The sequence below is a fragment of the Stenotrophomonas sp. 05N37 genome (assembly GCF_056397365.1).
Genome location: NZ_JBFTNG010000001.1, coordinates 938373 through 958695, shown reverse-complemented (window position 1 = coordinate 958695; position 20323 = coordinate 938373). Strand labels below are relative to the sequence as shown.

General features: G+C 63.8%; 20 protein-coding genes and 1 tRNA gene. 13 read left to right on the top strand and 8 right to left on the bottom strand.

Annotated elements, in window-relative coordinates:
- Positions 1–27: 27 nt before the first annotated feature.
- Positions 28–101, top strand: a tRNA-Gly gene (locus tag AC1DGC_RS04210).
- A gap of 761 nt (positions 102–862) precedes the next feature.
- Here AC1DGC_RS04210 and AC1DGC_RS04205 read toward each other — a convergent pair.
- The 4 genes from AC1DGC_RS04205 to AC1DGC_RS04190 all read right to left on the bottom strand — a co-directional run bounded on the left by AC1DGC_RS04205 (position 863) and on the right by AC1DGC_RS04190 (position 4492).
- Positions 863–1390 carry a hypothetical protein gene (locus tag AC1DGC_RS04205; protein WP_394161234.1) on the bottom strand — a complete coding sequence of 176 codons (528 nt, stop codon included), beginning with the start codon at positions 1388–1390 and terminating at the stop codon, positions 863–865.
- Positions 1391–1416: 26 nt separating this feature from the next.
- Positions 1417–2517 carry an XVIPCD domain-containing protein gene (locus AC1DGC_RS04200; protein WP_478047278.1) on the bottom strand — a complete coding sequence of 367 codons (1101 nt, stop codon included), beginning with the start codon at positions 2515–2517 and terminating at the stop codon, positions 1417–1419.
- 300 nt (positions 2518–2817) lie between these two features.
- Positions 2818–3513 carry a hypothetical protein gene (locus AC1DGC_RS04195; RefSeq protein WP_394161230.1) on the bottom strand — a complete coding sequence of 232 codons (696 nt, stop codon included), beginning with the start codon at positions 3511–3513 and terminating at the stop codon, positions 2818–2820.
- Positions 3514–3754: 241 nt separating this feature from the next.
- Positions 3755–4492: a hypothetical protein gene (locus AC1DGC_RS04190; protein ID WP_478047277.1), complete on the bottom strand. Its 738-nt coding sequence runs from the start codon at positions 4490–4492 to the stop codon at positions 3755–3757.
- A 290-nt stretch (positions 4493–4782) separates the two neighbouring features.
- On the opposite strand from AC1DGC_RS04190, the gene rimK reads away from it, so the two are divergent.
- The 4 genes from rimK to AC1DGC_RS04170 all read left to right on the top strand — a co-directional run bounded on the left by rimK (position 4783) and on the right by AC1DGC_RS04170 (position 8557).
- Entirely contained in the window at positions 4783–5676 is an 894-nt protein-coding gene (gene rimK / locus AC1DGC_RS04185) for a 30S ribosomal protein S6--L-glutamate ligase (protein WP_394161226.1), read from the top strand.
- Positions 5677–5937: 261 nt separating this feature from the next.
- Positions 5938–6408 (top strand): protein kinase family protein, encoded by a 471-nt coding sequence (locus AC1DGC_RS04180; protein WP_259206437.1) that lies wholly within the window; start codon positions 5938–5940, stop codon positions 6406–6408.
- A 144-nt stretch (positions 6409–6552) separates the two neighbouring features.
- Complete coding sequence (locus tag AC1DGC_RS04175) at positions 6553–7230, top strand: response regulator transcription factor (RefSeq protein WP_017356179.1); 678 nt, start codon at positions 6553–6555, stop codon at positions 7228–7230.
- Positions 7193–8557: a sensor histidine kinase gene (locus tag AC1DGC_RS04170; protein ID WP_259206435.1), complete on the top strand. Its 1365-nt coding sequence runs from the start codon at positions 7193–7195 to the stop codon at positions 8555–8557. Before AC1DGC_RS04175 ends, AC1DGC_RS04170 begins: the two co-directional genes overlap by 38 nt.
- Positions 8558–8623: 66 nt before the next feature.
- Here AC1DGC_RS04170 and coaE read toward each other — a convergent pair whose 3' ends face one another.
- From coaE to AC1DGC_RS04155, 3 genes are read right to left on the bottom strand one after another with little or no spacing between them, the layout of a single operon-like run.
- Positions 8624–9244: a dephospho-CoA kinase gene (coaE, locus tag AC1DGC_RS04165; protein WP_394161223.1), complete on the bottom strand. Its 621-nt coding sequence runs from the start codon at positions 9242–9244 to the stop codon at positions 8624–8626.
- A 10-nt stretch (positions 9245–9254) separates the two neighbouring features.
- Positions 9255–10118: a prepilin peptidase gene (locus AC1DGC_RS04160; RefSeq protein ID WP_259206432.1), complete on the bottom strand. Its 864-nt coding sequence runs from the start codon at positions 10116–10118 to the stop codon at positions 9255–9257.
- Between the two features lie 7 nt (positions 10119–10125).
- Positions 10126–11382, bottom strand: coding sequence for a type II secretion system F family protein (locus tag AC1DGC_RS04155; protein ID WP_478047276.1), 1257 nt, complete (start codon positions 11380–11382; stop codon positions 10126–10128).
- A 358-nt stretch (positions 11383–11740) separates the two neighbouring features.
- Between AC1DGC_RS04155 and AC1DGC_RS04150 the strand changes: the two genes are divergently transcribed.
- From AC1DGC_RS04150 to AC1DGC_RS04115, 8 genes are all read left to right on the top strand, one after another.
- Positions 11741–12154, top strand: coding sequence for a pilin (locus AC1DGC_RS04150; RefSeq protein ID WP_478047275.1), 414 nt, complete (start codon positions 11741–11743; stop codon positions 12152–12154).
- A gap of 91 nt (positions 12155–12245) precedes the next feature.
- Positions 12246–12650 carry a pilin gene (locus tag AC1DGC_RS04145; RefSeq protein ID WP_478047274.1) on the top strand — a complete coding sequence of 135 codons (405 nt, stop codon included), beginning with the start codon at positions 12246–12248 and terminating at the stop codon, positions 12648–12650.
- A gap of 47 nt (positions 12651–12697) precedes the next feature.
- Positions 12698–14569, top strand: coding sequence for a hypothetical protein (locus tag AC1DGC_RS04140; RefSeq protein WP_478047273.1), 1872 nt, complete (start codon positions 12698–12700; stop codon positions 14567–14569).
- A 78-nt stretch (positions 14570–14647) separates the two neighbouring features.
- On the top strand, positions 14648–15871 hold the full coding sequence (locus AC1DGC_RS04135) for a lipopolysaccharide biosynthesis protein (protein WP_478047272.1): 1224 nt from the start codon (positions 14648–14650) through the stop codon (positions 15869–15871).
- 16 nt (positions 15872–15887) lie between these two features.
- Positions 15888–16643 carry a class I SAM-dependent methyltransferase gene (locus AC1DGC_RS04130; protein ID WP_478047271.1) on the top strand — a complete coding sequence of 252 codons (756 nt, stop codon included), beginning with the start codon at positions 15888–15890 and terminating at the stop codon, positions 16641–16643.
- Positions 16640–17245 (top strand): HAD family hydrolase, encoded by a 606-nt coding sequence (locus AC1DGC_RS04125; protein ID WP_478047270.1) that lies wholly within the window; start codon positions 16640–16642, stop codon positions 17243–17245. Before AC1DGC_RS04130 ends, AC1DGC_RS04125 begins: the two co-directional genes overlap by 4 nt.
- Positions 17246–17295: 50 nt before the next feature.
- Entirely contained in the window at positions 17296–17892 is a 597-nt protein-coding gene (locus tag AC1DGC_RS04120; protein ID WP_478047269.1) for an NTP transferase domain-containing protein, read from the top strand.
- 15 nt (positions 17893–17907) lie between these two features.
- Entirely contained in the window at positions 17908–19338 is a 1431-nt protein-coding gene (locus tag AC1DGC_RS04115) for a hypothetical protein (RefSeq protein WP_478047268.1), read from the top strand.
- On the opposite strand, the gene AC1DGC_RS04110 is transcribed toward AC1DGC_RS04115, so the two are convergent.
- Entirely contained in the window at positions 19310–20323 is a 1014-nt protein-coding gene (locus tag AC1DGC_RS04110; protein WP_478047267.1) for a glycosyltransferase family 4 protein, read from the bottom strand. The two genes, AC1DGC_RS04115 and AC1DGC_RS04110, sit on opposite strands and share 29 nt — an antisense overlap.

Below are 20323 nucleotides of genomic sequence, written 5' to 3'. Positions count from 1 at the left end.
CCGCCGCATAGACTTGTCCGGCACCACGCGGGTGTAGCTCAATGGTAGAGCTGTAGCTTCCCAAGCTACTGACGAGGGTTCGATTCCCTTCACCCGCTCCATGTCCCCCAGCGCTTTCGGGGATCAAGGCCGCTCCGCAATATCCAGGCCGCTCCGCAATTCCTCGTTTTGTATCGCAGATATCTAGGCCACAGAGTCCAGGTTTCGCTCCGCGATCTGCGCGTCTTTGTCGCTTGCAGCGACGAACCTCCATTGTCGCCCGAACGATGCCGAGCCAAATTCAATGAATGTGCTTGTAACGGCCCGTAAGCTCAGCCGCCAGCAAATTCTTACGCTTTAGTCGCGCGACTATCTTGTGAGCGTTGCTTTGGCACCCATCTTCTTTTACACGTAGACCTTGGTTGTCGCGGCCTATTTGTGCCCGAGCGGGGCTTGCGCTTCGGGAACTTCGTTCGCCGAATTGGCCTCGTATGTGCCTGCCTTCTCGCTCAGGTGCGAAACTGAAAATTCCCCTTTGCATTACCGGCGCCCTTCCGGTGCAGCGATGCCGCCAGTTCAGCCGTGATCTCCACGAGCACCTTGTTCTTGGACTTCGCTTGCTAGATAGCCAAGTCGCGTGATGAGGCCTGTCGAAGATTCATCGACCAGACGTCGCCCACACACCGGCCGGTTAGCAGGCGAGGTCCATTTCAAGGCTCTATGCGTGCGTCCAGACTAGCGTGTTTCCTCAAGAGGGAAAGCAGTCCGCTTCCATGGATCAGCTCGCTTGGTTTGTCCTTGGCGGTGTAAGCCGCGGTAGACATCGGTGCATGCGAGGATGCCTGCACTGGTGCGCAGCAGGCTGCTGGACGGTTAGAGGGAACTAGGTGAAATCAAAGAAATCAGCAAGCAACAAGCCATTGGCCTCCCTGTTCCTGGCGTCGACACACACGACTTCAGCACCCAACGCTTGGAGCTCAGAATGCAAGTCGCGGAATGGAAGGAAATTGTCCAGAGTAATACCTTGGCGATTGGGGGCAAGGAACGCCAATCTAACCCGCTCCGGAGTGAATGCCTTCTGGAACCGACGCACCGTCTCCACAACGTCAGGCATGCGTTTGAACGCATTTGGCTGCAGGGCGCCTGCAAAGTTCCATCGCCCGCCGTCCATTTTTCCCCTAGCCTTTCGAATGAACTCTGCTGAACTCTCGCCGTACTCATGCGGAGAGGTCAGCCGAAGATACAGGCGCCTTTCCCGGCCGAGCGAATACGTGTCAGGAAGTTTGCTGTGCGTGGGAATCTTGCCTCCGTTTCCCAGCCGGGGATCAAGGAACATCGCTCGCAACTGGGTGCTTTTGCCAAAGCCTTGGGGCGCGACAACGAACAGTACTCTTTCCAGATAAATAGTCATCCAACGTCCTGGCTTGATTAGCTTGCTTATCGGCAGGTCCGTCCCGCCTGCTGCTCTGTCTCCCCGCGTTGCTGTGCCTGTTCTTGCGCCTGCTGCTGTCCCTGCGTTCGTTGAAGCACTTCTGCCTGCTGAAGGCTCTGCTCGGCAGGCTCCTGCGCAGCCTGCCTTCCATCTACATGAGTATGGAAGTGCGGGCCCTTGTCGCCGAACGGCGCATAGACCGCGAACACGTTGTGCGCACCATCTCTTCCAAGGCCACCCGTGACGTGATCGACTCTCTGAACGAGAGGGGCGCTCAGCTGCTGCTTATAGAGCGAAGCGGCGACGTTGCGGCTTTCGGCCTCGTTCCAATTACCAGTGCCTTTGACCCATTCATGGATCCGGCCATAAGTGGCGTGGTCGGCGTGGGCAGGATGGTCTGCGAACACCGCCGCAGGGCGATCAGTTTGCTGAGCAGCGATGTCCGGCTGAGCATGGCCGATAGGCCCTACCTGACGGACCTCAACCGGAAGATGCCGGCCACCGGACGTGTCTGCGAAGCCAAATACCTTGCCGGTGCCGCCCAGCGAAACGCCAGCCGCCTGGATCTCAGCAACTGAGCTCCTCAGCTCGGCCAAGTTCATCCCCACCTGCGGCATGGTCTGGGTAGAAGCTTGACTGCGCTCCTTCAGTAATTCCGCACCGACGGAGACAACGTAAGAAAGGTAGTAGGCGTTGTAGTCGGCCTTTCCTTGGACACCCAGCGTGCTGCTCGACTTATCGAACTGGCAAACCGCCACCGCCTCAATGGCAGGGCTTTGGATCGTCGTCCCGGGGCGCTGCATGAAACCTGGCCCTATCTGGATCCCTGTTGCCAACTTTCCGTCGGTGACACAGGGGGTTGTGTCGTCCAAGCGTTTCACGACCTGCTCCAGATCCGCTCCGTTGACCGTAGTCTTGATGCGGCTTGCAACCGCGTTCATCGAAACCAATTCGGCAAAACCTTCGTTCTTGCGGGAGGCATTGATGTACGTTTGCGCGAAAGGTGTGATGTCTACTGTTGCATCCCCGTATTGCACGCCTTGCTTCAAGGCTCCTTCAATGTCAAAGGAGAGCCTGTGATTGGTGAGGTGGGTGGACCGCGCCATAAGAGCGTGACCCGTTTCGTGCCCGAGTACGGCCGTGAGCTGATCCACTCGTTGATGTTGGCGGGGCCAGTCCCAGACGTGAGAGCTGATGCTGATGGTCTGATTCTTGGCATCATAGTGCCCCCTTCGTTAGGGGAATCAGCGAAGCGAATGTGCTTGAGGTCGCCGGAATCCATCGCTTTGCGCATGATGTCAGCGAGAAACGGGGACGTCTCAATGGCTTCTCGCAGATCGCGTGCTTTCGCTTCTGACAGCGACGCCTGCGTATTGGCTTCTTCGAGCATGCGCTCAATGCGGGGATCAAGCATCGCTTGGCGCCACTTCCAGATTTACAACCGAGGCACAGGTTGGAGCATCACGCACGTCCACTTTTATTGACACATAGAGTGTCAACGAAGGACTGACACTCTTATAGAAGGTAATGCGTTGATCGTCGCCAAACGCTGGGACATGCATTCGAAAACCATTATCCACGAGGGGTGACTTGAGCAGCTGGAAGTCCAGACAAGCTTCAGCCGGCGCGACGGTCAACTCGATAGCTTGGCCACCGCCATCTGGCGAGAATTTCCAGACCGCCCACTCGTAGGTTCCAGCGCCGACTTTTCCCGTTACCCCTCGACGACGTCCCTCACTATCCGGCGACAGAGCCGTTCCCAGAACCTCTTCGACCCGTTGGGGATCCGAGTCGGCATAGGAGCGAAGAGAATCTGCAAGCTTGTGGACCTGATCAATCAGGCTCTGCGGGGTCTGCGCCGCCCCGGGTTTCATGGGAGGATAGCCGGCCCAGCTGATCACTGGCCCCGTTTCTCTTGGAATGGCGGCATCTACGATCGCCACTGCATTGTCCTGTTCGCGCTGAATGTCAGCGGCCATAGCATCCTGCATGGATTTTTCCTGGTTGGCTTTCGAAGGCTGCGCACACGCCACTAGCCCCACTATCAGGGCCCCAGCTATCAGACCCATGGGAATGCAGCGCCCTTTGCAAGTAATATCCATTGCCTGCTCACACGTAGGGAGGGGGCGCTGTCAGTGTAGCCCCGGGCCAGATAGGGAACAAACCCTATGGTACCGTCGGTCCATTATCAGCACCGACTCACCTCCCCAGGCGGCTTGATCACCGCGACCAATCGGCTACACCGCATGTCGATGGCCGGCTCGCCGTGGCCGATGTCGCGCGTGTGGCGTCTGACCGCCCCGCAGCGTTGGCACGCACCGGGTCGTTGGACCTGCTCACGCCCTAGTCGCCAACGACCTCGAAGGCAAACGGATTGTCCGGGTCGGGAAAACGCAGCAGATAGCGCGCAATGCGCGTCCGGCCATCTGGCAGCAGGTAGTCCACCTGCAAGCCGCGCGGAATGTCTTCCATTCCGGACCCCAGGTAGGTATTGCTCGGGTAGCTGAAACGGTGGTGCGGCGCGGTCCGAATGGCGGCACACGTGCCAAACAGCGGGGGCAGAAGGTACAGCCGCTCCCCATGCAGCAACAGCACCTTGGTGTAACGATCGCCCTTGCCGCTGCTGACGTAGCGCATGTCCAGGCACACCGACGTGCCGTGCTGCCACGCCGTGACGTCCGCCAGGTTCTCCGGGCGGATGGATGCATCGGTGCGCCATGCCGGCGGGGCGAGGTCGACGGCGCTTCGCAGTGGCCAGCGCCGCGCACCCACAAACATCGTCTGGCCATCGAAAACAACGTCGGGTAGGCCGTCCGTGGGCTCCAGTGCCAGACTGCCTGGCACGGTCCACTGTGCGTCTGCATGGCGACGCATCGCCTGGATCGTCGAGGTGGCCCACAGGCAGTGCCGCGGCGATTCGGTGCAGGGCATGCCCAGTTCGGTTCCCGGGCCCAGGAACAGGTTGCCACCCAACGATCGGTAGAAATCGTCGTAGCCGGTGAACTGCACCGGCCCGGCACCGGTCGTGCCCGACAGGAGGACACTCAACAGGGCCACTGGAGCGAGCGTTGCGGGTTTCATTGGCATGCGTCTGCGGCGGTCGCCGGTCGGGCGTCGAGGGTATCGGTTCGAGGGGGCCAGCGGAACACCGTTACGCCCACACAGCGTGGGTAGCCGCCGACGCACCGCACGGGAGTCTGTTGGAAAGTGAGGCTGTCTTGCCCCCAGGTCGATGAGGGGCCCCCTCAAGGGGGATCGCTCACGCTTTCGTTTCCATGAAACCGTGGCGGCGCCGAGCCTCGCCGATCCTCATCGCAGCGTACCCCGCGCAGGCTATGCTTCGCGTTTTCCGGCCCCGTGCGCCCATCGCGATGAAACTCGCCATCCTGTCCCGCAACAGCAAGCTGTACTCCACGCGCCGGCTGGTGGAAGCCGCGCGCGCGCGCGGCCACACCGTGCGCATCCTCGACCCGCTGCGCTGCTACATGCGCATCGCCGCCGACGGTTTCACCATGCACTACAAGGGGCGGCCGATCACCGGCGTGGATGCGGTCATCCCGCGCATCGGCGCGTCGGTGACCCGTTACGGCACCGCCGTGCTGCGCCAGTTCGAGATGATGGGCGCGCGCACGCCCAATCCGTCCGATGCCATCCTGCGGGCCCGCGACAAGCTGCGCGCGCACCAGATCCTGGCCTCCAAGGGCATCGACATGCCGGTGACCGTGTTCGGCGACAACCCCGACGACACCGTCGACCTGTTGTCCATGCTGGGCCCTCCGCCGCACGTGGTGAAGCTCAACGAAGGCACCCAGGGCAGGGGGGTGATCCTGACCGAGAAGGCCAGCGCCTCGCGCGGCATCGTGGAGGCGCTGCGCGGGCTGTATGCCAACTTCCTGATGCAGGAATTCATCGGCGAGGCGCAGGGTGCGGACCTGCGTTGCCTGGTGGTCGGCGACCAGGTGGTGGGGGCGATGCAGCGCCAGGCCCCGGACGGCGACTTCCGCTCCAACCTGCATGCCGGCGGCAGCGCCCGGGCTGCGAAGGCCAGCCGGGCCGAACAGCAGGTCGCGGTGCGGTCGGCCAAGGCGCTGGGGTTGGGCGTGGCGGGCGTGGACCTGATCCGCTCCAGCCGTGGCCCGCTGGTGCTGGAGGTCAACTCCACGCCGGGCCTGGAGGGGATCGAAGCGATCTGCCAGACCGACCTGGCCGGGCGCATCATCGACCACGTTGCCAACATGAAAAAGCCAGCAAATTCAAAGCCTTGATGGTTTTACGGAAAGCTTCGGCGGATTTAACGAGGCTTTAATCGCCCCCAGCGTAGGCTTCGACGAACCGCAGCTCTGCCCTCCTCAGCAGGATCGGTAATCGGGAACGCACTTCAGGCCCAGGCGGTTTCCGTCTGGGCCTTTTTACAGGCCGGCGGCGTCGACCGGGCGCGCCTTTGGACCCCTGCCATCAGTCCCTTGTCCGGCGTTCGGTGGGCTCGTACAGTGGCGCTTCGTTCATGGAAGGATGGAGTTTTGGCGATGCGTCGATATACCGTTTTTCTGCTTGCCCTGTGTGTGGTTGGCTCCGCCGAAGCCAAGCGTGATGATGGGGTGGTCAAGATCACCGAGGGCGAGCCGGTATCGGCCCAGGTGGATCGGGTAAAGGCTGCGCTCAACAGCGAGTCCTACAGCGAGATCAGCCCGGAAGACAAGGGCCGGGTCCAGCAGGCGCTGGGCAGGATCGAGCAGAAGATGGAGGGGCACACCCTCTCCAGCGAGCTGAGTCCGGTTGACCGCACGGCCGTGTTCAATGACCAGGAACTGGTCAACACGGTGATGAGCAAGGCCAAGGAGGACAGCCGGCTGATCTGCCGCCGTGAGCGTGCCACCGGCAGCAACATGTCGCAGAGCGTGTGCACCACCGTGGCGCAGCGGCGCCGGGCCACAGAGAACGGCCGGTCCCTGCTCAATGAGCACCAGCAGTTCAACAATCTCAACCCCGGCAGGTGATTTGACGCTGTCATGGCACGGGCCGGTGTCTACTGTTAACAATGAAGCCTGTATCGTTCAGCAGGCAGCGCAAGGTAATGGCTCGCTGCGGTTTCGGCCGCAGCGACGCTGTCCGGGCCAATCCCTCATGAAACAGAGGTCACAGTGCGAATTCTTGTAATTGAAGACAACAGCGACATCGCCGCCAACCTGGGCGATTACCTCGAAGACCGCGGACACACCGTGGACTTCGCCGCCGACGGCGTGACCGGCCTGCACCTTGCCGTGGTGCACGAATTCGATGCGATCGTGCTGGACCTCAACCTGCCCGGCATGGACGGCATCGAAGTCTGCCGCAAGCTGCGCAACGAAGCGCGCAAGCAGACCCCGGTGTTGATGCTTACCGCGCGCGATTCGCTGGACAACAAGCTGGCCGGCTTCGATTCCGGTGCCGATGACTACCTGATCAAGCCGTTCGCGCTGCAGGAAGTGGAAGTACGCCTGAACGCGCTGTCGCGCCGGGGCAAGGGGGTGCAGACCCGCGTGCTGGAAACCGGCGATCTGGAATACAACCTGGACACGCTGGAAGTGCGCCGCCAGGGCAAGCTGCTGCAGCTCAACCCGACCGCACTGAAGATCCTGCAGGCCCTGATGGAAGCCGCCCCTGCGGTGGTGACCCGCCAGGAGCTGGAAACCCGCGTGTGGGGCGAAGAACTGCCCGATTCGGATTCGCTGCGCGTGCACATCCACGGCCTGCGTGCGGTGGTGGACAAGCCGTTCGAAGTGCCGCTGATCCAGACCCGCCATGGCATCGGATACCGCATCGCCGCGCCGGAAGCCTGATCCGGTGACGGCCAAGGGGGAGCGTCGCCGCGCGCCATATCGGCGCCGGCTGCGCAGCCGCATCATCGTGTCTTTTGCGCTGTTGGGCTTCTGCCTGACGGCGCTGTTTGCGTTTGCCACCAATTGGACCCGCGCGCGGGTGGAAAACCAACTGGTGGAAGACGTGATGAACCGCAATATCGACGAGTACGCGATGCGGTTCCAGCTCGACCCGAGCCGCAGCCCGGATCTGCCGTTCCAGCAGATCCGCGCCTTCGCCTATTCCAAAGACAAATTCGACCGCGTGCGCGAAGAGCGCCCGGAATGGGCGGCCTACGCACCTGGAAATTACAGCGTCAGCGGGGTCGATGAGGAGAACAAGCCGTTCTCCTACAAGCTGGCAGTGCGCAAGACCCCGGAGGCCTGGTTTTTCCTGGCCTACGACATGACCGAAAGCGTGCGCGGGGAGGCCCAGCTCAATCGTGCGCTGTTGATCTCCGTACTTGTCTTCAGCCTGCTGTCCCTGGTGCTGGGCTGGTGGTCGGCGTCCAAAGTGATGAAGCCGGTATCGGACCTGGCCGCGCGCCTGCGTGCCTACCGTGGTGGCACCAGCGAGCCGGAGCCGCTGGCCCCGCGTTTCCCGGATGACGAAGTGGGCCAGCTGGCCCAGGCCCTGGATGATTATTCTTCGCGGCTGACCGAAGTGGTGCAGCGCGATCGCGAGTTCAACGCCGACGTCAGCCATGAGTTGCGCACACCGTTGGCGGTGATCCGCGGGGCAACCGAGCTGCTGCTGGCCCGGCCGGGCCTGGACGAGAAGGTGCTGCAACGCCTGCAGCGCATCCAGCGCGCCGAACAGCAGTGCACCGACCTGATCGGCTCGCTGTTGCTGCTGTCGCGCAACGAGCGCGGGCAGGGCAGCAGCAACGTGGCGCGGGTGGGCGAGCAACTGCTCGATGCGCACCGCGCCCAGCTCGGTGGCAAGCCGCTCGAGCTGGTGCTGGAGGGCGACCGCGACCTGGTCATCGATGCGCCGGAATCGGCCCTGTCGGTGGCGTTGGGCAACCTGATCGGCAACGCGGTGAAGTATTCGCAGGAAGGCTCAGTGCGCGTACGCATCACCGGCAACCGGGTCGATGTCATTGACAGTGGCCCGGGCCTGAGTGCGGAAGATGCGGCCAAGCTGTTCCAGCGCGGCTATCGCGGCACCCACGCCGGGCATTCGCAGGGCGGCGGCATTGGCCTGTCGATCGTCAGCCGGCTGTGCGACCTGTACGGCTGGCAGGTGAGCGTGCGCCCGGGCGACCAGCGCGGCGTGGTGGCAACGCTGACGTTTGCGCCCGCATAGCGCCACGCCACGCGCGGCTGCCGTTCGAGCCCATCCAGCTGCCGTGCAGCCACCGATGGGATGGCGCTACGGTTTGGCGGCTGCTGCCAGGGCGCGATAGCGGCGGTCGAGTTGCTCGACCTTGGCCTGCAGGTGGTCCGGGTCGCCGTCGTTGACCACGACGTCATCGGCCAGCGCCAGGCGTGCCTCGCGGCTGGCCTGGGCGGCGATCATGCGGTCGGCCAGCGCGGCGCTGATCCCGTCGCGCCGCAGCAGGCGGGCGTGCTGGACCGCCACCGGGACATCCACCACCAGAATGCGGTCCAGCCAGGGATACTGTTGGCGGCCGCCGGCTTCGGTGAGCAGTGGGATGGCGGCGATCGCGTACGGCCCGTCGGCCTGCTCGCAGGTCTCGCGCAGCAGCGTGCGGATGGCGGGGTGGGTGATGGCTTCCAGCGCCTGGCGCTCCCGTGCCGAGGCGAAGATGCGCTCGCGCAGGGCGGCCCGGTCAAGCTGGCCGTCGGCCAGCAGGATGCCCGGGCCGAAATGCGCCGCGATCCGGGCCAGACCTTCGCTGCCGGGGGCGACCACCGCACGCGCGGCGACGTCGGCATCGGCGACGGTAATGCCCAGGGCGTTGAACCGCCGGCTCAGTTCGCTTTTGCCGGCGGCGATGCCGCCGGTCAACCCGATGAGGTAGCGCGCCATCGGCCGGCCCTCAACGCAGGCCGGCAAAGCCCATATAGGCGCTGATGATCTGCTCGCCCCACATGAAGACGATCCAGCCGGCAATCGCCAGATAGGGGCCGAACGGGATCGGCGTGGCGCGGTCGCGGCCGCGCGCATACAGCCAGACCGAGCCGATGATCGCGCCGACCACCGAGGACAGCAGGATGATCGGCAGGATGCCCTTGAGCCCGCACCAGGCGCCCAGCGCGGCCAGCAGCTTGAAGTCGCCGTGGCCCATGCCTTCTTTGCCGGTGATCTGCTTGAACAGCCACCACACCGACCATAGCGACAGGTAGCCGGCCAATGCACCCAGGAGGGCCGGCTTGGCGGGCATGTACAGGTTGTCGCTGGCGGCGATCAGGCCCAGCCACATCAGCGGCAGGGTCAACTGGTCGGGCAGCAGTTGGGTGCGCAGGTCGATCCCGGACAGGGCGACCAGGAAGCAGCTCAGCACGATCGCGCCGAAGCCTTGCCAGCCGAAGCCGAACTGCCAGACGCTGGCCAGCACCAGCAGCGCGGTCAGCAGTTCCACCAGCGGGTACTGGATCGAGATCGGAGCGTGGCAATGGCGGCACTTGCCACGCTGGATCAGCCAGCTGAACAGCGGGATGTTCTCGTACCAGGCCAGCTTGTGCTTGCAGTGCGGGCAGTGCGAGGGCTCGACCACGATCCCCGGCGGCGGCGGCTCGTAGATGTCCGGCTCTTCCAGCACTTCGCGGGCGTCGCGCTTCCACTGCCAGTCCAGCCGCTTGGGCAGGCGCAGGATCACTACATTGAGGAAGCTGCCCAGGAGCAGTCCCAGGCCGGCCGCGGCGGGGTAGCCGAGACCGGGGTGCTGGTCGAGAAATGCCATGTGTGTATCAGACCACCGAAGCGAGTTTGAAGATGGGCAGGTACATGCCGATCACCATGCCGCCGACGATGGTACCAATAACCACCATCACGATCGGTTCCAGCAGGCTGCTCAGCGCGTCCACCGCGTTGTTCACTTCCTGCTCGTAGTACTCGGCCACCTTGAACAGCATGGCGTCCAGCGCGCCGGCCTCTTCGCCGATGCCGGTCATCTGGATGACCATGTGCGGGAACAGGTTGGTCTGCTTCATGGCCATATTGACCGGGTAGCCCACCGACACGTCGTCGCGCATGCGCAGCACGGCTTCCTCATACACCATGTTGCCGGTTGCGCCGGCCACGATGCTCAGGGCCTCCACCAGCGGGACACCTGCCTTGAAGGTCACCGCCGTGGTCCGGGCGAAGCGGGCGATGGCACTGTTGTGCATCAGCTGGCCGATCACCGGTACCTTCAGGATCAGCCGGTCCAGGGTGTGCTGCATCGTCGGCGAGCGCTTGTAGGCGGCGAGGAAGCCGAACACGCTGCCGACCAGGACGATCAGGATCGGCAGCCACCAGGACACCATGAACCGGGACAGGTTCACGATCATCTGGGTGAAGGCAGGCAGCTCGGCGCCGAAGCCCTTGAACACGTCCTCGAACTGCGGCACCACCCAGACCAGCAGGATGCCGCTGACCAGCATGGCCACGGCCATGACCATGATCGGGTAGAACAGGGCCTTCTTGATCTTGCCCTTGAGCGCTTCGATGTTCTCTTTGTAGTTGGCCACCGTCTCCAGCACGGTTTCCAGCACACCGGCGCCTTCACCGGCCTTGACCAGGTTGCGGTACAGCTCGTCGAACTGGACCGGGTGCCGGCTGATCGCCTCATACAGCGAGGAGCCGCCCTCGATGTCGGTGCGGATGGTGTCGACCATCTTCTTCATGCGCGGGTTCTTGTGCCCGCTGGCGATGATGTCCAGCGCGCCCACGATGGGCACGCCCGACTTCATCATGGTCGCCATCTGGCGGCTGAAGAAGGCGATGTCCTTGGCGCTGATCTTGGCCCCGGCCGCGCCGAACAGCGGCTTGGGCTTGGGCTTGACCACGGTGGGCGTGATGCCCATCCGGCGCAGCTCCGCGCGCAGCAGGTTCATGTTCTTGGCGGGCTGTTCGCCCTTCATCTTCACGCCCCGCTTGTCGGTCCCCTCCCAGACAAACGGCTGCAACTCCATGGTGCTGCGCGCCACGGGCTCTTTCTTGACTGCACTACGGCTGACAGACATACAGGCTCCCCAGCCACGCCATCCCCAGGCGGGCTATCTGCGCCGCATGTTAGCCGGTTCCGGGGCGCTGTGGCATCCCCAGTTCGGGACGAAGCGTGACCGGGATCCGGGACCCCCACGGTCACAAGGTGACGCAACACGTCACATTGCCGGATTGGTCGCAGATTTCCGTGAAGGGGGTTCCAATCCTGAAGATTGCTGCCATCATTGCGCCGGGGAATGCTGGGGAGCATTGCTGATCACGTTGGCACGCAACCTGCTTTGATCCACCCGCACGGGCGCCAGCCTCGCTCACCGGTCCGCCGGCCCAGGCTTCGACCCAGTGTTCATTTTTTTCCTACCTCTAGGGGATGTACTCATGAAGAAGCAGCAGGGCTTTACCCTGATCGAACTGATGATCGTTGTCGCGATCATCGCCATCCTGGCCGCCATCGCACTGCCGGCTTACCAGAACTACGTCGCCAAGTCGCAGGTCACTGCCGGTCTGGCCGACATCCGTGGCGGCGTGACCGCGTTCGAGGAAGGCATCCAGTCGGGCACCAAGACGGGCTCTGCGACCACTACCGACCTGGGCCTGGCTTCCAGCACCCCGCGTTGCGACATTGCGCCGTCGGGCAAGTGGGATGATGCCTCCGGCCAGAAGATCACCTGCACCCTGAAGGGCAACCCGAAGGTTGCTGGCAAGACCATCGAGCTGGAGCGCAATGGCTCGGGCGCGTGGAACTGCACCGCCGCCAGCGACCTGGAAGCATACAAGCCGGCCGGCTGCTAATTATTGGCGCCAGACGTGTTTGAAAGAAGGGGGCGGTTTCGCCCCCTTTTCTTTTGAAGGGCAACCGAACAGCATCCTATGGGGGGACGCCATGCGTGGGGAGCGTGGTTTTACGTTGATCGAGTTGATGATCGTGGTCGCGATCATCGCGATCCTGGCAGCCATCGCGCTGCCGGCTTATCAGAATTACGTGGCCAAGTCGCAGTTGACGGCGGGGCTTGCCGAAGTGACCGGCGGCCGCACCATGTTCGAGTCGCAGGTGCTGGCCAACAATATCACCACCTTCAATCTGGCCGACATCGGTCTGCCCAGCAGCACCGCGCGTTGCCGGATGAGCATGTTGTCCACGGATGAGGGATTCATCCGGTGCACGCTGCGCGGCAGTCCGACCGTGGCCAACAAGACCATCGAAATCGCACGCAGCCGCTCGGGCGAATGGCGCTGCAAGGCCGACGCGTCGGTTGATGCAAAGCTGCTGCCTGCCGGCTGCAGTTGATTGCGCCGATATCGAGGGAGAGGGCGTTGTTGAAATGTGAGCGTGGGATGCATCGTTGGCAGCAGTCGGCAGGACTATGTCTACTCTTTCTCGTCGTACTCGCGGTCTACTGGCCGGGCTTGAGCGGCGCCTTCATCTTTGATGATTACAGCACGATCGTAGACAATACGCGGCTGCACGTGGATGCGCTGCAGCCGTCGTTGATCTGGAAGGCCGCAACCTCTTTCGATCCTGGCGGGACGCTGGGCGCCCGCCCACTGGCCATGGCCTCGCTTGCGGTCAACCATGCGTTGGGTGGATTGAACCCCTGGGGCTACAAGTTTGGCGGTCTGCTGGTGCATGCATGCAACAGCGTGCTGGTGTACCTGCTGGCAAGCATGCTGCTGCGTACCTCGGCCGCATCGACGGGGCGTGGTGGATGGATCGCCGCCCTGGCGGTGGCATTGCTTTGGGCCATTCACCCGATCCAGGTGTCCAGTGCGCTGTATGTCGTCCAGCGAATGGAGACGTTGGCGGCAAGCTTCATGCTGGCAGCCCTGATCTGTTACCTGCATGGGCGCTTGCGCCAGGTCGACGGCATGCGGGCGTGGCCCTGGCTGGCCAGTGCTGCGCTGCTCACCTTGGCCGGCCTGCTCTCCAAGGAGACGGCGGTCCTCGTACCCGTGTATGCGCTGGCGATGGAGCTGACCGTACTGCGTTTTGCCGCCGCCAACCCGGCAGTGGGACGTCGCTGGCGGGTCCTGTATGCCGCTATGGTGGTGGTCGGTATCGTCGTGTTCGTGACGCTGGTGATACCGCGGTACTGGTCCGAACACTACCTTGCGCGAAACTTCGGTACCTGGGAGCGACTGCTTACCCAGCTCCGTGTCCTGCCGATGTACCTGAAGCAGATGTTCGTGCCAACGCCGGGCAATCTTACGTTCTATTACGACAACGTCCTTCCGTCACGAGGACTCCTGCAGCCGGTCACCACGTTGCTTGGTGGGGTGCTGTTGTCTGGGCTGCTGGCGCTCGCCATGTGGGCGCGTCGGCGGGCGCCGCTGTTTGCGCTCGGCGTGTTGTGGTTCTTCATCTCACACCTGTTGACCAGCAATGTGGTGGGGCTGGAACTGGCGTTCGAGCATCGGAACTACCTGGCGCTGCTCGGCATACTGCTCGCACTCGCCGACCTTGCGTTGCGTCTTCCTGCCGCATCCCACCAGTTGGTGGTGCCCGCTGTGGTGGCCGCGGTGGTTGTCGCTTGTCTCGGGCTCACCCTGATCCGATCGGCGACCTGGGGTAATCCGTTGCTGCTGGCTACCGAGCTGGCCGTGGAAAATCGTGGATCTGCACGAGCCAGTGCCGATTTGGGCGCCAAGTATGTGGAAATGTCCGACGGATATGCGACTTCTCCCTTCGTGGATATGGCCATCGCCGAGTTCGAGCGCGGGGCTGCGTTGCCCAATGCATCCATCATCAGTGACCAGGGCTTGATCCTTGTCGCGGCGAACAGTGGCCGCCCGGTGCCTGACCTGTGGTGGGATCGGCTGGTGGGCAAGGTCCGCACGGGGATGCTGAGCCCGGAAACGACCGGGGCGTTGTTCTCCCTGCTTGCCAACCGCTACAAGGACGTGCCGCTGGATGATGTCCGGCTGGTTGAGGCGTTCCGTGCCCTGTTCGCCCGTGCCACGTTGCCGCCCTACAGCTATGCACAGGTCGGGGATTACGCCATGGCGTATGCCCACGACGAGGCGTTCGCCGATGAGATGTTCGTCCGTGCGATCGAGACCAGCAAGTCGCAGCCCGCGTATGCTCGGAAGGTAATTGATACCCTTGAGCAGAAAGGTTGGCGTCGCCAGGCTGGACTGGCCCGTGCGAAAGCCGAGGCCATGGGGTTGCTCGATGCGTCGCCTGCTCCAAAGGCCGGCGGCAGCGACTGAGTGCACCGTGGCATGGGCCCGGCCGGACAGGCCGGGCGCCTGTACTTCCACCGCAGATCGATAGCGTCCAGCATAGCCATGTCATCTCCGCTTGTCCGCAACACGGTGCTGATGGTCTTCTGGCAAGCCCTTCGGGCTGGCCTGCAGGCGGTGTGGGCGATCGGCTTGGCCCGGGCGCTGGGTCTGGGCGGCTACGGCACCTTTGCGGGATTGGCGGGGCTGGCGACCGCACTGGGTGCCTTGAGCGGGATCGGTTTCGGCCTTGTGATGTTGCAGGCAGCGTCGCGCGATTCCGGCGAGTTTCCGCTGCAGTGGCGCAAGGCGCTGTGGCGGTTGCTGGGCAGTAGCATCGCCCTTGGTGTCGTTTACGTGACCTTGGCGGTCACTTGGCTGGACAGCCCGGTGGCGATCACCGCGCTTTTGGCCATTGCCGGCCCCGAACTACTGCTGGCGCCCCTGCTCACCCTTGCCAGTTACGCGTTCCAGGCGCACGACCGGATGGGGTGGGCCGGTGCAATGTATGCGCTGGGGCCGCTGGGCAACGTGGTCGCGCTTGTCGTGTGTGTGTCGCTGGCGGCGCCGGTGAATCTGAGCGGCTACTTGTATTGGCATGTGTTGCTGGGCGCGGGGGCCACCGGCCTGGCGCTTCTGGCGGTAGCGCGCCTGCTGCGGCCGGGTTGGGCGCCGGCTGCGGCGGTCGCAGGCGAGTATGCAGAAGCATCGGGGTTTCTGGCCATGCGCGTGGTCGACACTGGCCTGGGCACCCTCGACAAGTCATTGGTCTACCGGTTGGCCGGGGCGGATGTGGCCGGCCACTACACGGCCGCTTACCGGCTGGCCGCGCTGATCGCGCTGCCAGCAGTATCGTTGGCGATTTCCGCTGCGCCCAAGCTGTTTCGCCGTTTGGGCAGCGCCGATGAACAGGCTCGCTTCCTGCGCCGGCTGGCGGGTGCGGGGGTGGGGTTGGGTCTGGTCAGCATTCCCGTGGCGTGGACACTGTCGTTCGCGCTGCCATGGCTGTTCGGCGCCGAGTTCGCCCATGCGGCCGAGCTGGCGCGCCTGAACTGCCTGTTCCCCGCGCTGCTTGGCTTGTCGGCACTTGGCTGTACCATGTTGATGGCGCGCGGACGCAAGCGGATACGGATCGGGATGCAGCTGGGGGCGCTGCTTCTGTTGCTGGTGTTGATGGTCGCATGGGTGCCGGCGTTTGCCGGGGCCGGTGCGGTCCTGGCACTTGGCACGACCTACCTGCTGTTGGTGGTCGCGTTGTGGTGGTCGTTATGGCGGCCCGCGCAGGCATGAAAACAGGGGAACTGGTGTGGCAAGGATAACAACGGCATTCGGCGACGCATCGCCTCCCGAGCTCGACCCGCAGGAGGTGGCCGCCTTTTTCGAGGATCGCGCCCGGCGCATGGACGAGGTGGGGCCCACGCGAGCGGTCATCTATCAGGACAAGCAGGGCGACCTCGCGGAACGTCGCGATGCGGCCGAGGTTGCGCGCCTGCTGCCGCTGCTGCGGCTGGACGGTCGGCAGGCCTTGCTGGATGTAGGCTGCGGTACCGGACGCTGGAGCCGTCGACTGGTTCCGCGCTTGGCGCGCTACCACGGCATCGATGCAACGGAGGGGTTGCTGGCGCATGCGCGTGCGCAGCATGAGGACGATTCACGGTGCCGCTTCAGCCACCTGCACGCCGAGGATCTGTCGGCTGACGCGTTGGGCGAGACTCATTTCGATCGGGTGTTGTGTGCCGGCATTTGCATGTACCTCAACGATGCGCAGCTGAGCACCTTGTTCGGCGCGATCGTCGACGTTACCGCGGTCGGAGCGCTGGTGCTGCTGCGAGAGCCCGTGGCAACGGAGGCGCGGCTGACCCTCAAGGGGCATTTCTCCAGCGAACTCGAGCACGACTATCACGCCATTTATCGCAGCGTCCCGGAGTTGATGACGCTGATGCGGCCGACACTGCTCGATCGGGGATTTCAACTGATCGATGAGGGGGACGTTTACGAGCAGGACGGCTTGAACAATCGTGCGGAAACCCGCCAGCGCTGGTTCCTGCTGGAGCGAACATGAGCGTAACCGCCTTCTGTTTTGATCTGGATGGGACGCTGACGTCCACCGAGATCCTGCCGTGCATCGCCGCCGAACTGGACATCGCCGGCGAGATCGCCACGCTGACGCGATTGACCATGGATGGGCATGTGCCTTTCGAAGATTCGATGCGCCTGCGGACCTTGATTCTTGGGCAGGTTCCGTTGGCGCGCGTGCACGAGATCATTGCGGCGGTGCCGTTGTCTGCAGAGTTGCAGGCGTTCGTGGCTGCCAATGCCGACCGCTGCTTCGTGGTGACCGGTAATCTTGACCTATGGATTGCGCCCATGGTGGCGCGGCTTGGCTGCCGATCGTTCAGCTCCAGCGCCGAGGCCACCCCGGCCGGCGTGCAGTTGAAATCCATCCTGGCGAAGGATGATGCGATTCGCGCCCTCCGCCGCGAGGGTGGTTACGAGCGGATCGTCGCCATCGGTGACGGTGCCAACGACGTGCCGATGCTGCGCGAGGCCGACATCGGTATCGCATACGGCGGCGTGCACGCCCCGGCACCGCAGACCATCGCGGCGGCCGATATTGTGGTCAATGATGCGAGTAGCCTATGCAAGCTCTTGAAGGCGCTGTAATCGCCTGTGCCGGCCTGGGCTCGCGCCTGGGCATGGGCATGCCCAAATGCATGATCGAGATCGATGGGATCACGTTGCTGTCGCGGTTGATCCATGCCCTTCAACCGCTGGTGCCGCGCATTCACGTAGTGGTCGGTTACCGCGAGGAACTGATCATCGATCATTGCAGTCGTCACCACCGTGACGTCGTGCTGGTGAGGAACCCGGAGTACCGCACGACCAATACGGCCCATAGCATCCGCCTCGGTTCGGTGGGCATGCACGACCGGGTGCTGTATCTGGACGGCGACCTGATCATAGATCCCGCATCGCTGCGGTCCTTCGTCCAGGCCGCGGAAAAGGTGCCTCTCCTGATTGGCGTCACACGGGCCAAGAGTACCCAGGCGGTGTTCGTCAGCACTGATGGGGCCGGCGATGCCATCCAGTCGGTCTCGGCTTTTCATCGCGATCCAGCGACGGAATGGGAATGGGCCAATGTATTCGCCGGGCCGCCGCATCTGCTCGTGTCTGGCACGCGTTACGTCTACGAGTGCATCGAGCCGCTGCTGCCGGCGGCGGCGCGCGCGCTGGAGCTGTTCGAGGTGGATACGCCGGAGGACCTGGAGCTGGCGCAGGCCGGCATTGCTGGCTTCGCTGCGGCGGGGTGACCGATGCAATCCCCGTTGCGTGTGCTATTCCTGCTGCAGCGCCCGGAGGCCTGGGGTAACGTCGCGTCGCTATGGTGCCGGATGCGGGTCGATTCGCGTTTTGAACCGGTTGCGTGGTTGCTGCCGTACAACGTCGAGAACGCGTCGTTGAGCGCGGTCCGCGCGGTTGACCATCGGGCGCTGTTGAGTGCCGAGCAGGTTTCGTACGTTGAATGGGATCCGTCGCTGCTGCTGCAGCCTGGGCAATTCGACGTAGCGATCTTTACCCATCCTTACGATCGCGAACGTCCGCAGCCCCTGTGGTTCCAGCGGGTGCGCCGCTGCGTGGAGCACATCGTGTACATCCCCTATGGGTTGACCGTGGGGGCGGGCGCGAAGAACCTGCGGTTGCAATTCGCTCAGCCGTTGCAGATCGGTGCTGATCTCATCGTTGCGCGTTCGATGGGTGAGAAGGCGATGTACGCGCGGCACTGCCCACGCGGCGATGCACATGTCCGGGTGGTCGGCCATCCTCGTTTTGATCGCATGGTCCAGGCATTGAGTGCGTCGGTGGATGATGCTCTTCAATCGCGGATCGGTAACCGCACAGCCATCCTCTGGAACAGTCACTTCAGCTTCGGCCACCGCTATTCGCAGTCGTCCAACTTCTCCACGTTCGATCTGCTGGGTCCGGAGTTGTTCGAGTACTTCATTGCGCGTCGCGAAACGCTATGCCTGATCTGGAGGCCACATCCCGGGCTGTTTCCCGCGTTGCTGGAGCAGGCGCTGCTCACGGCCGAGCAGTTGCCCATCCTGCGAGCGGAGTTGCAGGCCCTTGGGATCGTTGTGGATGAGAGCCCCGGGCATCTCCCTGCTTTCGCCTGTTCGCGCGCCATGCTCAGTGATCCTGGCTCATTCCTGTTCGACTACCTGGCGCTGCAGAGGCCGCAGCTGGTGTTGGTGAATCCGGAAGGAGAGCCGCTCAACGAAGAGGCCAGTACGCTTGTGCAGGCGTTGGGAGGGGCAGCGAGCATCGCGCCGGTGGAGGCGTTCATTGACGCTGTGCTCGATGGACGGATCGATACCGAAGTGTTGGCGGAGCACCGCAAGCAGTTCCTGCCATGGGCCGACGGGCATAGCGCCGAACGCATTCTCGCACTGATCGCTGACGGAGAGGCTGCGGTGACGCCCGCCCCCTTGGTAACCGCCCCCTTAGGGGGCGCGCATGCTGGCATGCGGGAGCAGGACGGGCCGGCGGTGCCACTGCCCACCGCCGCCGTTCCGCCGGTGCTGGCGGCGCTGCTGGATGGCCTTCGACGGATCCGGGCGGAGAAAGCTGCAGAGGCTGCGACGCGAAAGCGCCTGCGTCGCGTGATGAACCGGGCAAGGACCTGGCTTGGGGAACGCATCAAGCAACACCCCGGATTGATGGCGGCAGTCAGCCGTGTTCGCGCCGGGCGGAAGTGATCTGGCGGTAGAGGTCGATGTAGCAGGCCACCGCCCGGTCCTCGCTAAAGTGGCTTTCCGCGCGTGCACGTGCTTTGGTGCCGAGCGTCCTGCGCAACCCGGGGTCGTCGGCAAGCCGGTGCAGGTGCGCCGCCATCGTCGCCAGGTCGTCGACCGGCCCAAGCAGCGCGGTTTCGCCGTGGCGGCACACTTCTGCGGTCCCTGTGCTGTCGAATCCCACCACCGGCACGCCACAGGCCATCGCTTCCAGCGCGACGTATCCAAATGCCTCATAGCGGGTGGGGATGAGCACGACGTCCACGCTGTTGTAGAGCGTGGGCATGTCCTCCGGCGCGTGCCGCGGTAATACCTTGAGGAGACCGCGAAAATGCGCGGACTCGCTGCGCAGTCCGCCCAGGCACAGGATCTCGAATCCGCCGCCAAGCCGCGCCGCCAGCGCGGGAAGAACATCACTACCCTTGCGCCGAGACGGATTGCCGACAAACAGACAGCGCAGCGGCGCGCCGGCTGGCCGGGACGAGGCATCGGGATGGAAGTACTCGAGGTTTACCCAGTTGTGAATATGCGCGACGGGTCGATGCAGTCTGCGCTGCATGGCCTCGGCAGTGTGCCGACTGACCGCGACCACACCATCGGCGAGCCGGTAGGACGCATCCACCTGGCGCTGGATCAGGACGCGGTGGTACATCCGCTGCATGGGCGTGAGGTACGGCGCGAAGGCGGGATCGGCGATGTAGTGGTGTTCGGTGACCAGCAGGGGCAGGCTTTCGCGGTTGAAGGCATGCGCTGTCCAGCTGTTGCCGTGGATTACGTCGGTGCCAGGTGGCGCCGGAACCCCGCGAAGCCGGCCGGGCCAAGGCTCATTTCGATGCGCGAAGAACTGGGGCACCGGATCGTGCCCGCGTACCGCGAGCGCGTCGGCCAGGCGACGTGTGAAAACATCCGTGCCACTGCCGGTATGGATCGCAGGCAGCCAGATCTTCAT